General features: G+C 64.8%; 10 protein-coding genes. 5 read left to right on the top strand and 5 right to left on the bottom strand.

What is annotated here, in order from left to right; all coding sequences use genetic code 11:
- The first annotated feature begins 243 nt into the window (after positions 1-243).
- From GGR36_RS13970 to hflX, 3 genes are all read left to right on the top strand, one after another.
- Positions 244-2,658, top strand: a complete 2,415-nt coding sequence (locus tag GGR36_RS13970; protein ID WP_183635334.1) for a carbohydrate-binding module family 20 domain-containing protein — start codon at positions 244-246, stop codon at positions 2,656-2,658.
- Between the two features lie 267 nt (positions 2,659-2,925).
- Complete coding sequence (locus GGR36_RS13965; RefSeq protein ID WP_183635333.1) at positions 2,926-4,227, top strand: TolB family protein; 1,302 nt, start codon at positions 2,926-2,928, stop codon at positions 4,225-4,227.
- Between the two features lie 160 nt (positions 4,228-4,387).
- Positions 4,388-5,740: a GTPase HflX gene (hflX, locus tag GGR36_RS13960; RefSeq protein ID WP_183635332.1), complete on the top strand. Its 1,353-nt coding sequence runs from the start codon at positions 4,388-4,390 to the stop codon at positions 5,738-5,740.
- Positions 5,741-5,833: 93 nt separating this feature from the next.
- Here the strand turns inward: hflX and GGR36_RS13955 are convergent, their stop codons facing one another.
- Positions 5,834-6,781: a hypothetical protein gene (locus tag GGR36_RS13955; RefSeq protein WP_221229590.1), complete on the bottom strand. Its 948-nt coding sequence runs from the start codon at positions 6,779-6,781 to the stop codon at positions 5,834-5,836.
- A 296-nt stretch (positions 6,782-7,077) separates the two neighbouring features.
- Here GGR36_RS13955 and GGR36_RS13950 point away from each other — a divergent pair, with 296 nt between their 5' ends.
- Positions 7,078-8,121, top strand: a complete 1,044-nt coding sequence (locus GGR36_RS13950; RefSeq protein WP_183635330.1) for a hypothetical protein — start codon at positions 7,078-7,080, stop codon at positions 8,119-8,121.
- Between the two features lie 318 nt (positions 8,122-8,439).
- Here GGR36_RS13950 and GGR36_RS13945 read toward each other — a convergent pair whose 3' ends face one another.
- From GGR36_RS13945 to GGR36_RS13930, 4 genes are all read right to left on the bottom strand, one after another.
- Positions 8,440-9,303: a GH12 family glycosyl hydrolase domain-containing protein gene (locus GGR36_RS13945; protein WP_183635329.1), complete on the bottom strand. Its 864-nt coding sequence runs from the start codon at positions 9,301-9,303 to the stop codon at positions 8,440-8,442.
- A gap of 344 nt (positions 9,304-9,647) precedes the next feature.
- A complete protein-coding gene (locus tag GGR36_RS13940) occupies positions 9,648-10,838 on the bottom strand; it encodes a cyanophycinase (protein ID WP_183635328.1) in 1,191 nt (396 codons plus the stop codon).
- A 234-nt stretch (positions 10,839-11,072) separates the two neighbouring features.
- Complete coding sequence (locus tag GGR36_RS13935) at positions 11,073-11,513, bottom strand: tetratricopeptide repeat protein (protein WP_183635327.1); 441 nt, start codon at positions 11,511-11,513, stop codon at positions 11,073-11,075.
- On the bottom strand, positions 11,510-12,997 hold the full coding sequence (locus GGR36_RS13930) for a multiheme c-type cytochrome (protein ID WP_183635326.1): 1,488 nt from the start codon (positions 12,995-12,997) through the stop codon (positions 11,510-11,512). Before GGR36_RS13930 ends, GGR36_RS13935 begins: the two co-directional genes overlap by 4 nt.
- A gap of 267 nt (positions 12,998-13,264) precedes the next feature.
- Here GGR36_RS13930 and GGR36_RS13925 point away from each other — a divergent pair, with 267 nt between their 5' ends.
- Positions 13,265-13,897 (top strand): diguanylate cyclase, encoded by a 633-nt coding sequence (locus GGR36_RS13925; protein WP_183635325.1) that lies wholly within the window; start codon positions 13,265-13,267, stop codon positions 13,895-13,897.
- Positions 13,898-13,973: the final 76 nt, after the last annotated feature.

The raw sequence follows: 13,973 nt of genomic DNA, 5'->3' as shown, positions 1-13,973 counted from the left end.
GGTTTGTACCTACTCGCGGGCCGGTGGCGTTGCGCTGCAGGGCTTGCGCGAGAGTTTCGTCGCGCGCGCGCGATTGCAGCCTGAGCAGCGCGGGCGAAAACAGCAAAATCCGACAAATCCGCCAACGATGGCGCGCCGAGAATGCCACGCGCATGCTCGCTGCTGCGCATGCACCCTCCACTCCACATCCCCCGCGCGCGACCCCCCGCTTCCCGTCGCGTCGGGTTGTCCATGGACGACGCTATGACTGTCAAGATAATCGGTCGCCGTTTGGCGGCCTCCTTCGCCCTGATGGGCGCGGGGCTGATGCTGGCTCCGCTGGCCTCCGCTGCCGACTGGAAACCGGGCGTGCCCCGCACCGCCTATGTCAATCTGTTTGAATGGAGCTGGTCATCGGTCGCGCGCGAGTGCGTTACCGAGCTGGGCCCGAAAGGCTACGCGGCAGTGCAGGTGTCGCCGCCGCAGGAACACCTGAAGGGTTCCGAATGGTGGGTGCGTTACCAGCCGGTCAGCTACAAGCTCGATTCGCGCAGTGGCAATCGTCGCGAATTCTTCGCGATGGTGCAGATCTGTAAGGCCGCGGGCGTCGATGTGTATGTGGACGCGGTCATCAATCACATGGCGGGCGGCACCACGGGCGTCGGCACCGCAGGTTCGACCTACGGCAACTACATCTACCCGGCCGTTCCGTACGACCGCAGCAGCTTCCACACCCCGTCGTGCTCCATCGCTTCGAGCGACTACGACAACAACCGCAGCAACGTGACCCAGTGCGACCTGCCGGGCCTGCCCGATCTGGATACCGGCAACCCCGCGGTGCAGGACCGCATCGCCGCCTACCTGAAGGATCTGCTCTCGCTGGGCGTCAAGGGCTTCCGCATCGACGCGGCCAAGCACATCAAGCCGGAAGAGCTCGCGGCCATCAAGGCCAAGGTTCCCGGTGCCTACTTCCTGACCCAGGAGGTGATCAAGGACGGTTCGCTGTACAACTCGGGCGACATCAACAAGTACCCGGAGATCGGTACGGTCAACGAGTTCAGCTACGTCTACGCCATGAAAAACATGTTCATGAACATGTATGGCTTCAACCTGTCGCGCATGCCGGAAGCCTTTGCCAACTGGGGCATGTTCCCCAGCAACAAGGCCACCGTGTTCGTGAACAACCACGACACCGAACGCAAGTACTGCGACAAATACGCGCCGGGCGCCCAGTGCGATTCGATGAACACCTTTAGCGGCGACAAGCTCTACCTCGCCAACGTGTTCATGCTCGGCTACCCCTACGGCTATCCGCAGGTCATGTCGGGTTACTACTTCAACAGCCACGACATGGGCCCGGTCGGTCAGCCGTACAAGGGCTTCGAGCTGACGCCGTCGAACTGCAGCAGCGACCCGACGGCCGCGGGCAAGTGGGACTGCGTGCATCGCGACAAGCGCGTGGCGAACATGGTCGGCTTCCGCAACTTTACCGCCGCCTCGCCGCTGCGCCGCTGGGCTGCTGACGGTGAGAACCGCATCTCGTTCGTGCGCGGCAACAAGGGTTTCGTTGCCATCAACAACACGACCGATGTGTGGGCCAAGACCTTCGCCACCGGCCTGCCCGATGCGACCTATTGCAACGTGCTGACCAGCGACCAGCCTGAAACCGGATTCTGCCCGGCCGCGGCCCAGGTCAAGGTGGTCGGCGGCCAGGCCACGCTGAGCATCCCGGCCAACGCCGCTGTTGCGCTGCACTTCGGCGCAGTGGTTCAGCCGCTGATCCGTGCGCTGCCGAGCCGCATTCCCGACAGCCTCAACGTCGCTCGCAGCCAGGTCGTCACCTCGAAAGCGGTGCGTTCCTTCGACTTCGCGCCGGTCCTGGTCTCGGCGGTGGGCGGTGAAGTCAGTGTCGGCAACAGCGCCTTCGCGCCGACCGCCACGGTCAACCCGGGTCAGGTCTTCCGCATCCGCACCAGCGCGCCGGCCACCGATCACACGGCCAAGTTCGTCACCGTGCAGGTCGGCAAGGTCGCCACGCTGTGGAAGGTCGCCACCGGCGGCAACGAGTGCGTCGAAGCCTTCTGCCCGAGCGTCGCCCCGGTCGACTACACGCCGTCGTCGATCACCGGTGGTCAGCCGGTCACGATCTATTACATCGGTACGCTCGCCAACAGCAATGCGCTGACGATGCGCTGGGGCAACAGCGGCTGGAACAACGTGACCGATACCGTGCTGACCAAGCGCGGCGACGGTTTCTGGTCCGCCACCATCACCCCGCCGCCGAGCGCAACTGCGATCAACTTCGTGGTCACCGACGGTACCAACTGGGACAACAACAACGGTGGCAACTGGAACCTGCCGGTCACGCCGGCGGTGGATACCTCGGTCACGATGACCTTCAAGATCGTTGCCGAAACGGCGTGGGGCGAGAACGTCTACATCGTCGGCAACCGTCCGGAGATCGGCAACTGGGGCACGTCGCCGGACGCCTTCCGCCAGTGCACCCCGACCGCTTACCCGCAGTGGAGCTGCGTGATCAAGTTCCCGCAGGGTGGCATCGGTATCGAGTACAAGTTCCAGAAGATCGGCAACGGCAATGTCACCTGGGAGAACGGCGCAAACCGTTCGCTCACGCTGCCGAACGTCGATGCTGAAGTGGACGCGGGCAGCTTCCAGTAAGGCAGACTGTTTCCTGCCGGCGACGAGCCGGTGCTGCAAAGATAAGACCGCCCGGCCCTGACCGGGCGGTTTTCATTTCTGCGGGCGTTTCGTCGCGGCGCGCAATAGTCCCGCGGAATCTTCCAATCCGGATGCCGGGGGAATTTTGCCGCCGCCCATCCCGAACGCGCCAAGCGCAAGCTCTGCCAACCCAAGAGCGACGCAAGCGCATAGCATGTCCACCCGGCCGACGAGGCCACGACAAACGGACAGGCGGGAGATTGCGCGGTGCACATACTGTTGGGATTGCTGGTCGTCGGCGTGGTGGCTTACCTGATCTTTCGCGCGCGACAGTCGCCGCAGGCGCCGTTTGCTGCGGTGGCCGCCGCGAACCCCGAACTCGCCGAAGAAGCGGCCCGTCTCGATATCGCCTTCGTCTCCAACGGCAAACTCTTCTATCGCGCACCGGGTGACACCGTGCGTCAGCTTGAGAGTGCCCATGTGATCGAGGCGCAGGATCGCCGCGAACGCAGCAAGCAGCGCCACGGCTGGAAGCAGAACACCAGCTTCGGTGTGTCGGCCAATGGCGGCATGCGTAGCTTCGAGTCTGCCGACGCACCGACAGCCTTCACCTCGGCCACTTACGACGCGGGTGTCGGCGCCTTGCTGTACTTCCTCAAGGACGAAACGGTCGGTGGCCTGTTCGCCTGCCCGCCGGGCGCCAAATCCGAACAGCGCCTGCTGCTCAAGCAAGGCCTGCACCTTGAAGACCTCAACCTGTCACCGGACGCCCAACTGCTCGCCGCGACGTCAGTCCAGGGCGATGGCACCGCGAACATCGCGCTGCTCAACCGCGACGGCAGTGCGCTGCGCGAAGTCACTGCCGGCGATACCTACGATTCTTCACCGGGATGGATACCGGGCGTCGCGCAGCGCCTGCTGTTCCAGTCCGCCGGTCTGGCGCGCGATGAGCGCGGTTATGTGGTCGCGCAGGGCAACGCCACGATCCAGATGCTCAACATGGAATCGGGCACCGTTTCGCCTGTGCTCGAAGATCCACGATACGACTTCGTGCAACCGCGCGTCAGTCCGGACGGCAACCTGCTCTTCATCCGCCGCCCCTACGAAGTGCCGCGCTACGGTGCCGACAACTTCGTGCTCGACACGCTGCTGTTCCCCTTCCGGCTGTTGCGCGCGCTCTTCCACTTTCTCAACTTCTTCTCGCTGATGTATTCGCGCAAGCCGCTCACCAGCGCGTCCGGCCCCGCGATGCAGGCCGACATCAAGAACATCATGCTGCAGGGCAAGCGCATCGACGCCGAAAAGTCGCTGCGCAACGAGCGCCCGATCCATGGCGTGCCATCGCTGGTGCCGCGCAGTTGGGAACTGGTCAGCCGTACACCAGAAGGTGTCGACCGTGTGCTCGCCACCAATGTCGCGTCCTACGACCTTGGTCCCGGCGGGCGCATCGTGTATTCAAACGGCCGCGGGGTCTTCGTGCTTGCCGACGACGGCAAGACCGCGCTCGCACTCAAGAGCGATTTCATCGCACGGGTATTCGCTGCGCGGCTCGATCGCGCGCAAGTCTGAACATCCGGCCGCCTGCAGGCCGGGGCGCGCCGCGCTTAAAACCGCTGCGGCGGTACACCCACGGCGGCGCATCGCCCGGGTGCGCTTGCCCTTCCCCGGGGCAAGGCACGCCGTGGCAGGTACTATCTGTCTTTGCCCCACCCTGAGCAGCCCGCCCCGAATGCAAACCGAAGTCCCGAAGATGCCCGTGCGCGCCGTGGTCGCAGCGGTACAACTGCCCAACGTCAGCGACGTCGAGTTCGAAGCCTCACTGACCGAGCTGCGCGAACTCGCGAAGACGCTCGGGCTCACCGTCGTGCGTACCTTCACGCAGAAGCGGGCCGGCTTCGACCAGACCGGCTACCTGGGCATCGGCAAGCGGCAGGAGATTCACGCCTACGTGACCGGCGAGGCGGGTTTCGACGAAATGGACGGCACCCCGCTGTCGGTGGACCCCGAAGGCGGCGATATCGAAGTCGTGCTGGTCGACCACGAGATCTCGCCCTCGCAGGCGCGCAACTTGGAGCTGGCGGTGGGCTGCGAGGTGATGGACCGCACCATGGTCATCCTCGAGATCTTCCACCGCAACGCGCGTTCGCCGGCGGCCAAGGCGCAGGTCGAGATCGCGCGGCTGGGCTACATGGCGCCGCGCTTGCGCGAAGCGGCCAAGCTCGCCGGCCCGCAGGGGCGCCAGCGCAGCGGCGTGGGCGGCCGTGGCGCCGGTGAATCGCACACCGAACTTGACCGGCGCAAGATTCGCGACCGCATCGCCGAACTGCAGCTCGAAATCGTCGCCATGAACGCCGCGCGCGAGACCCAGCGCGCCCGCCGCCAGGGTCGCCAGAGTCTGCCCAGCGTCGCGCTCGTCGGCTACACCAACGCCGGCAAATCCACCCTGATGCGTGCGCTGACCGGCAGCGAAGTCCTCGTCGCCAACAAGCTGTTTGCCACCCTGGATACCACGGTGCGTGCGCTGTATCCGGAAAGCGTGCCGCGCATCCTCGTCAGCGACACGGTGGGCTTCATCAAGAACCTGCCGCATGGTCTCGTTGCGTCGTTCAAGTCCACGCTCGACGAAGCGCTCGACGCCGCGTTGCTTTTGCATGTGATCGACGCCAGCGACCCCGGCTTCGAGCGCCAGCTGATGGTGACCGATGAAGTGCTGAAGGAAATCGGCGCCGACGATCTGCCGCGCATCCGCGTCTTCAACAAGATCGACTTCGTTGGCGACGCTGCCGCACAGGCCGAATGCGAAGCCGCGCTGCGCGCACAGTACCCCGATTGCGTGGTGATGAGCGCCCGCAACCCGGACCACGTCGCGCGCATGCACCAGACCATCGTCGCCTTCTTCCAGCAGGATCTGGTCGAAGCCGAACTCTTCCTGCCCTGGTCCGCGCAGCAACTGCGCAAGGACATCTACGAGAACTGCCAGGTGCTGGAAGAACGCGCCGACGAAGACGGTGCGCACTTCCGCGTGCGCGGCGAAACCATCACGCTCAATCGCCTGCGCGAACTGGTCGCCCAGGCGCAATGAACAAAGCCCCCTGACGGGGGCTGCTACCTCGGTTGGGCATGTCGCGAACCGCGAATGGCGGCAGCGGCTTGTGCGTGCTCGCCGCAACAGCGCTCAGTCAGTTTGGCGCGGATAGTGCGCGCGCATCTGAAACGCCCAAGTCCAGGTGTTGTTCGGCATGACGGCAAAACCCAACGGCGGTGCGTCACTGCGTTGCGCGAAGGCGGGTTTCTCGCCCGTGCAATCTATCTTGCTGTCGCGATAGCCGGTGAGCTCAATCACATTTGCGCTTGGGTTCTTGAGCAAACTGCTGCCTTCAACAAACTGCGGCCACTTGGTCTGCGCTTGCGCCTGCAGTACCACCCTGCCAATCGCCGGCACATACCAGTACTGACTCACGGTGGCGCCCTTGAGCTCACGCGATGGTTTGGGTGGTTCCATGTGCTCAGCCAGTGCCGACTTCTTGTCGAGAAGACGCGGGTTCGACTTACGCCAGATGGCGATGCGATCAATCCGCAACGCGGTGAACGTCCCTGCGCCGATGCTGATCTCTTCCCAGCCAGCAGCTTTGCTGTCCGCCACCTCTTCGTAGTCGTAGCGATAGCCACCAATTTCAAGGCGGAATTCGCCCTCCTCGGTGAATTCGTCGCGCCAGGTATCACCAACCTTCACCGGAAAGCGGATCACCGCCTTTGTACCTTTGCGTGTCCGGCTCTCGTCGGCGTAGGTTTGCACCGGCTCGACCATGCGGATGCGCTCGTTTACCTCCAGCACCCGTCGGGTGGCGTCGGCTTCGATCAAACGTACGGTCGTACGTCGTGGTGAGTCGTCACCCGCGTACAGCCAGGTTGTGCCGGGTTCAAGAGTGGTCGGGTTTAGGGCAAGGGTTTGATCTGGCGGCGGCACATCACAAACAGCCTCGGCGGCACCGGCGTGGCACAGCGCCGCGATGATCAGCGAAATGAATGGCGAATTGCGCATGGGGAAGACTCGACCGGTTTGGGACGACGTTGCATCCGCGAAGCCGACTGGGCCGCGCGTCGCGGTGGATGCAATTGTCATTCAGCCGCAGCGCAGCCGCGCGACAGATCCGGCCCCGGCGTGTTGCGTTTCACGCCGGGGCCAAACTGGCGCGCCTGCCCGAACGCCAACCCGCCTCATCACGGGACGCTATAGCCACCGTCCACATTCAAGCCGTGGCCGCTGATGTAGCGCGCTGCGTAAGCTGCCCCGGCGCGGAGCAGTAACCCGACGAATAAGTTTCACTGAGCCGCGCGTCGCGAGCCCCGAATGGCTCAATATCCTCTCTGTGCGATTTGCGAGAATCGCTCCGCCCCCAACCACCGACCGTCACTCCAATGCCGATTAACGATCTCGCCCGCCGCTACCTCGACCACTTCGAACAAGGCCTCGAAATCCCCGGCGGACTACCGCACCGGAAGGCGCTGGCGCAGTTGCGGCTCGACTACAGCGCGCAGAGTCTGGAGCGTATCGATTTGCTTCTGCGCCAGATGCGCGAACGCCTCAAGCCCGAGCCGAACGCGTTCATCAATGACAGCGCCAATCAGAACCTGAGCTATCTGCTGGCTTTCTACATTGGCGAAACGATCTCGCGCTTCACTGGCCAGCGCTGCGACTGGTTCAAGTACGAAGAACTCCGGGAGATTGCGCCGCCCGAGTTGCTGGCCGACTACCCCTACGGATTCAACACCTCGATCACCTGCGTCTTTGAACGTGACGGTTTCTACGTGCCACTGTCGCCGGTGCTGCAGCAACTGTTCTTCGATGACCCGGACTTCACCGTCGCGAGTAGCGCGCAACGTGTGTTGCGACGGGTGCTCGACAAACCGGTTCTGACGCCACGCACCACCGGCGAACCCGCGCCGGTTCCGCAGAACCCGATCATTTACGAGGCCGTGGCCGAAGCCCTCGAGTTTGCGGGCAGCGCAACAGCGTTCGCAATATGGAATGTGATGGAAGGCAGCGATCACCCGCCCTCGCTGACGCATCGGTTTGCGTCGGGCAAAGTGCTGACCCAGAACATGATGTTCCTCAGCTGGAACGAAGCCATCGAGAACAGCAAGAAAGTACTGAAAAGCAACGCCGAAAACGCGCAGGTTTCCGCGCTCACCTACGACGGCTTCATCAACCTGCCAAGCCATCGCACGGATGCGCTGGTGCTAGAGCTTCAGGCCTATCAGCCCCTGCCGTTCACCGCGCACATCGTCATCCCGTACCGCAGCGCCAAGAAGCCGGAAGGCTTCGCACTCTATGCGCCGCGCGTGCTCGATCTCTCGATCGACGCTGCGCACCTGCCTGCGGTGCGTGAAGGCTTTTTCAGCGGCATCCGCAGTTTCAACCCCGGCGACATGTGGGACAAGCACTACCTTCCCGGAGTGTGAGCGGCGCGCTGTAGTCAGCCTTTGCCGCCGGCGTACTGGAGCGACGGCGATTCGCGCCGAAACGACTTCGGTACAACGCCGTGCGTGTCCCCCCGTTGGTGCGAGCAACGCACGCAAGTCAGGCGCACTGCGCCGCCAGACCGCCAACACTGGGCGGCACGCTTTGCTTGCTTTCTCGTTCTGGCGCCAGAAAGTGAAACGTCCACCGGGGGAACAGGGCCATCGTACGCATCACTTGCGGCAAGCGATGAACCTGCAAAAGGCGCGTCAAGCCAAAGCTCAACCCGCCCGGACGGTGCGGCCACCCAGCGCAGCAGATTACGGCGCCACATTCACCGCGAACTTCCGCACCCAAGTCGTTCCTGACCCGCCGACGACCTCATTGCCAAATTCCACGCTGGCCACGTAGTCGTCCGTGCTCACCAGGCCCTTGCCGACCATGTAGCGCAACAGCTCGTCGATCGGAATCTGGCCCTTGAGCTGGCGGGTCGGGCTGCGGAAGGAGTACAGCGTCCAGCCCCGACCGTCGCCACGGTTGCCGATGTTGTCGGCGCGGAACAGGTCGTAGCGCACGCCGCCGAGCATCGGCTGGTCGACGATCTGGCCGGCCGGCACGGCGCTTTGCTGGTAGTCCATCCAGAACATGATCTCTGTGGTGATCAGCTTCGGATTGGGCTGCTCGCTCCAGCTGCCGCTGCTGGTGAGCCAGATTTCGGGCGCGAGGTTGTAGCTGCCGGTAGCCTGCGTTTCGACCTCGTAATCCATGCTCAGGCGCTTCATCGCCGAGATCTTGAGCGGGAAGCGCGGGTCGGAGGGCTTGCCGCCGGACCAGGGCTTCCAGCCGAACATGATCTGCGGGTAGGCGAACACGGTGGGGTCCTGCCCCGGCCAGCTCCAGGTCCAGCCGATTTCGTTCTGGCCGTCCTTCGTGCGGCGCAGCAGGCATTGCTCCGGCGTGAAGCCGCGGGCCTTGTCGATGCCCCAGACGTTGTTCTCGTACTTGTAGGGGCCGACGATGGCGCTGGCCCAGGCGGCGCAGTCAGCCGTTGCACCGGCTTCGCTGTGGCCCGGCGCCGCGATCGTCGGGGCCTTCTGGGCCGGTGTGGCGTTGGGGGCTGCGGTGGGCATGCCGCCACAGGCGGCGAGTAGCAGGGCCAGGGGAGCAAACGGGGTAAGGCGCATCGGGTGTCTCCGTATCGTTATGTGGATGCGGTGGACTCTATCGGCGGGTGTTCGCGCGGCCCCTGTCGAAGCTTGCGATGCCATTGGTCCGGCTTGCGGTTTTTGCGCATGCGGCGCCGTTGCGCTCGCTTGCGTCGTGCGGGTGGTGCGCTGCAATCCGCCGTACGTGGCCTTGGCGTGTGAAGGGCGCCCGCAAAGAGAACCCGCGGAACGGGCAGGGGCCGGATGCCGGCGAGCCGCTGAGCCGGCAGGCTCAGCGGCTGTGCGCGCCGAGTGGGTCGAGCCGGGGCTTCAGGCCTGTCGTGCGGACGAGGTGAGGGCGCGGCGACGCGGGTGCTGCATCGTCAGAGCGGGTAGGCCCAAGGCAGCGCGGGCAGGCTGCCGTTCGTGACGTCGACATAGTGCGGCGTGAGTTGCGACCAGTCGGTCGAGAACCACGCGGAGAGGTCGAACACGGTGCTGGAGTCGCCGAGTTTCTGGATCTCGATGTTGGGCATGCTCAGCGGCACGCGCGCGGCGCACACAGACGGGTCGGCACGCGGACGCACGAAATACACGGCGCTTTCGGTGGTGGTGGAAACATTCGTCACACGCCTTGCGCTGATTACCGGCGCAGTGGCGTTGCGTTGCACCAGCAGCGCGGTTTCCACATCAACGCCGATGCCGCGCGCACCGCCGCTGCCGGTGCCAGACGCGAGTACGCCGCCGGCGCAACCGCCGCCTGCCGTATTCGGCTTGATCAGGCGTGCGACGAAGCTCAGCAGGCGGCCAAGGCGGTCGCGTGCGTCGAGGTGGGCGTCGAGGATGGTGTTGCGCAATGTGTCCGGCGAGATGAATCCCGCGCCGCCGAGCGGGTTCGGGTCGAAGCTCATGTACTTGTTGTACGGGTTGTCGAGCGCCTGCTTGCTGGTGACGGCACCGGCAAGTGCGGCGAAGTCTGCCCAACCCATCACCATCAGGCCGGCGCTGGTGCCGCCGATCGGTATGTTCTTGGCCATCAGGGTCTGCAGCGTGGTCTCTAGCGCCGTGCCTTTCCAGTACTTGAGGTAGTCGGACTGGTCGCCACCCGCGATCCAGAGCACCTGGGCGCGGCTGACGACCTGATTCACGAAAGCGTCATTGGCCGCCGCAACGCTGGGTATCACGAGCGTCTCGACCGAACTGACGCCGAGCGAGGCACCGCCGACCCAGCCATCGGCGATCGTGGCCGAGGTGCTGAGCGCCGCATCACTGTAGAAGATGTACGGGTTGTAGGCGTCGGTACCGGTGGCGCGGATCACCACCACGCGGCCGCCGCTGCCCGGGGTGATCCCGGCGCGCTGGATCATCCAGCGGTAGGCTTCGTCGACATCGGGCCCTCCGCCCATCAACACATACGAGGGCTGGCTCGGTGCCGGCACACTGACGCTTGCCGCGGTATTGCCGACCGCGGAATAGGTGTAAGGCACTTGATTCTTCGGCGCCGCAAGCGCGAGCGTGCAAGCCAGCGCGGCGACGATATGGGTGACCCAGCGGAGTGCGGTGCTGCCTTGCATGATGTCCTCTCTTCCGGGCGTGCGGCCAGCGCTCGAATACCACGGCGGGGTGCCGCGTCGGGTGGGTCGGCCACGGCCAATCCATCCCAGTATAGGCAGTGCGATACGCGCCAACCGGGAGCGTTTGACCTCGCCGTCAGAACCATCACGGCGCGGCGTCGGGCTGCGCCGAAAACGAACAACCCCGGATCCAGGCAATGACCCGAATCGGGGGGCGTTCTTGGGCGCATCGGTTTAGTGGCTGCGCGCGTCGAGCTTGGCCAGGAGCGGTTGCAGACTCTCCTTGCGCGCCGGGTCAACGCGGATCGCTTCGTCGAAGGCGGCGCGGGCAAGTTCCGTGTCGCCGCTGTGCAGGTAGGCCAGACCCATTCCAATCCAGGCCCTGCTGTTTGCGGGCTCGAGCGTGATTGCCTGCCTGTAGGTCGCCACGCTCTTGCTGATCTCCAGCTGCGAGAGCTGGAAGCCGGCGAGTCGCAGCAGCGCGGTGCCGGATTTCGGCTCGGCCGCGACGGCGGCGGCGAAGCTCTCACCCGCCTTGTCGAGCTTGCCTTCCGTCCAGTACTTGTCGGCGCGCGCGATCAGCGTTGCGGCCGAATTGGCGGCGGGCTCGGCCGCCACCGCCGTGACGCTGGCGGTGGCGACGAGCAGCGCCGCGAGGACGCTGCGCAGCCTCACTTCAGTGCCCCCTTGCCGTAGCGGTCTTCATAGCCCTGACGCACCTTCTCGATGGCGTCCTTGCTGATGCCGTTGAAGTACCAGTCGTGCCCCTCGATCGGCTTGAAGTACTTCTGCAGCAGCGCATCGGCGAAGGCTTCGTTGCCGTCCTTCTTGCGGACTGCTTCACGCATCTGCGGAATCCACTCGAAGTAGGTGCGCTGGGCAACCTGGTAGATGCCGTTCCACCAGGTGTAGTCCGGGCCCATCATTGCGGCGCCATGGCGGGCACGACGACCTTCGTGGTGCCAGATCTCCCACCAGGTCCACTCGATCTTCTCGTCGAACGGCGCGGAAGTCAGGTAGCCCTTGGCGGTCAGTTCGCCCATCATCGCCGCGATCGGCTTGGCGAACTTGTCGTTGTAGAGCTCCACCACGTCGTCGAACTGCTTGTAGTGGCCCTCGATCTGGCGCTTCGTATGGCAGGCGGTACAGACGTCCTGCATGGCCTTGCGGCGCTTCTCCCAGGTCACGACCTCGACGACCTTGGCACCCTTGTAGGTGTCGCCCACCTGCGGCAGCGCGATGCTCGCCGGCAGGTCGTAGGCCTTCTTGTCGTCGGTGCGGACCATGTTGAGCTTGACCGACACGGCCGGGCGCAGCGTCCAGGAGATGCGCTCGCCCACATCGTGCGTGACCTCCTGGCGCTCGGTCGCGCTCATGTGGCAGGTCGCGCAGGTCGGTGCGGCGGTGTAGTCCTTGCCGACCACCCACTTCTTCGACTTGAGGTTCATCTCCTCCTTGTGCGCGGCAAAGGCGATGCCGTGCTTGGATTCCTCGTAGATTTCCTTCTGCGGATGATCCGGGCCGAGGTGGCACTTGCCGCAGGTATCCGGCTCGCGCGCCTGCGCGGCCGAGAAGCGGTGGCGGCTGTGGCAGGCCGAGCAGGAGCCGAGCGAGCCATCCGGGTTGATGCGGCCAATGCCGGTATTCGGCCAGGTCTGCGGCGTCGGGCGGTTGTTCGCGTCGAGCGCCACCTTGCTGCCGTGACACTGCAGGCAGCCGGCGGTAACCGCGGCGGGGCCGCCGATCACTTCACCCATGATGTTGTCGAGCGAGGCCAGGATCTGGCCGCCCAGCGCATGGTGCGAAGGTTGCTGCTGATCCACTTCCTTCGCATGGCAGGTCGCGCAGACTTTCGGGCTCACGACGGTGGTGATGAAGTTCGGCTTGCCCTTGTACTCGCGGTGCTTGTACGCGCCTGGGGTGCCTTCGGTAGCCTTATGGCAGTCGTAGCAGTCGACGTTTTGCTTGGCGTGGCTGCTCTTCTTCCATTCCCCGACAAGGCCGGGGTTGTCATCCATGTGGCAGGCCACGCATTCCTTGCCGATGGCGATGTCCGTGGCCGATTTCTTCACTTTCGCGTCGGCGGCAAGCGCGCCGAACGAGAGCAGGGAACAGAGGCCGAGGATCACGCCTGCGAGGGCGATCCGACGAGGGTTCATGTTCAAGCCTTCCTGAGAGCTGTATGTGCGGGATGGATGCGGCGGCATCGATACGGGGCGCCGCAATGCCTGCGTAAATACCCCGCGCAGAGCGTCTGAAACCTTGATTCAGGACAATTTTCCGGACGCCGGACCGGAACTCCGCGTCCCGGCGGCTGTGACGCGGGCCGGCCCGCAGCTCGCCGCGACGGCTTGAAGGGCTTGCCCTGCGGCTTTCCTTCTCGTAATTTTTCGCCCTGCGTTGTTCTTGCTCATGAGGAGGTTCGCATGCGCATTTTCGACACCCTCTCGGCCCAGATCGACAGCATGGGCCTGCCACTCTTTGCGGTCAGCGTCGCGGCGGTTGCCCGCGCCGATACCCCGCTGCTGATGTTCATGCACTGGCACGGTTTCAGGCGCGAAGGCCCGCGTCTCGCGGCGGACGCCTCGCGCGAGCCGCGTCCGGTGGCCAGTTCGGCGCTGCAGATCAACCGCCGCTGGGGCGCCATCTCCCACATCGAATCGGACGTCCTCGATGCGGCCTGGCGGCTCGGCGCGTGGAATCTGGAACGCGACGAGAAGCGCGCCTGCAACACGATCGGGGCGCCACTCAGCGAAGCGCAGGCGTGCCGGCAAGCCTTCGGGGATTACCCGACTTTTGACGACCGTGAAACGCTACTGGCCGAAGCGCCGGAACGCGAATCGCTGATGCAGCTGGCGGCCGACGTCGGCTACGTGCTCTGGCAGTTTCGGCCAGTCGCTGGCGGCGTATGGGATGCGCACGAGGGCGACGACACGCTGGACGCCAGCGGCCACCGCGCGCCGCCTTGCCCGGTGGTGTGCGAGAGCCTCGCCGGAGGTGCGCGACGCAGCCGTCGCACGGTGTACCGCCTGGGTGCGGTGCATCATTTGATCGACTGAAAATGCCCTCTTGAAACCGCCGGGGGACGCCCCTATTTCGGCCCCGTTGGCCCCCGACAGGGCCGACGAGCCGGTG

Source organism: Niveibacterium umoris (assembly GCF_014197015.1).
Taxonomy (GTDB): Bacteria; Pseudomonadota; Gammaproteobacteria; order Burkholderiales; family Rhodocyclaceae; genus Niveibacterium; species Niveibacterium umoris.
The sequence above is the reverse complement of the archived record's forward strand: the minus strand, read 5'-3'. Positions and strand labels throughout refer to the sequence as shown.

Bases quoted from the DNA above. Each gene is read 5' to 3' on its own strand.
- GGR36_RS13950 (WP_183635330.1), top strand. From the start codon at position 7,078: ATGCCGATTAACGATCTCGCCCGCCGCTACCTCGACCACTTCGAACAA.
- GGR36_RS13940 (WP_183635328.1), bottom strand. From the start codon at position 10,838: ATGCAAGGCAGCACCGCACTCCGCTGGGTCACCCATATCGTCGCCGCG.
- hflX (WP_183635332.1), top strand. From the start codon at position 4,388: ATGCAAACCGAAGTCCCGAAGATGCCCGTGCGCGCCGTGGTCGCAGCG.
- GGR36_RS13925 (WP_183635325.1), top strand. From the start codon at position 13,265: ATGCGCATTTTCGACACCCTCTCGGCCCAGATCGACAGCATGGGCCTG.
- GGR36_RS13970 (WP_183635334.1), top strand. From the start codon at position 244: ATGACTGTCAAGATAATCGGTCGCCGTTTGGCGGCCTCCTTCGCCCTG.
- GGR36_RS13945 (WP_183635329.1), bottom strand. From the start codon at position 9,303: ATGCGCCTTACCCCGTTTGCTCCCCTGGCCCTGCTACTCGCCGCCTGT.
- GGR36_RS13955 (WP_221229590.1), bottom strand. From the start codon at position 6,781: ATGACAATTGCATCCACCGCGACGCGCGGCCCAGTCGGCTTCGCGGAT.
- GGR36_RS13930 (WP_183635326.1), bottom strand. From the start codon at position 12,997: ATGAACCCTCGTCGGATCGCCCTCGCAGGCGTGATCCTCGGCCTCTGT.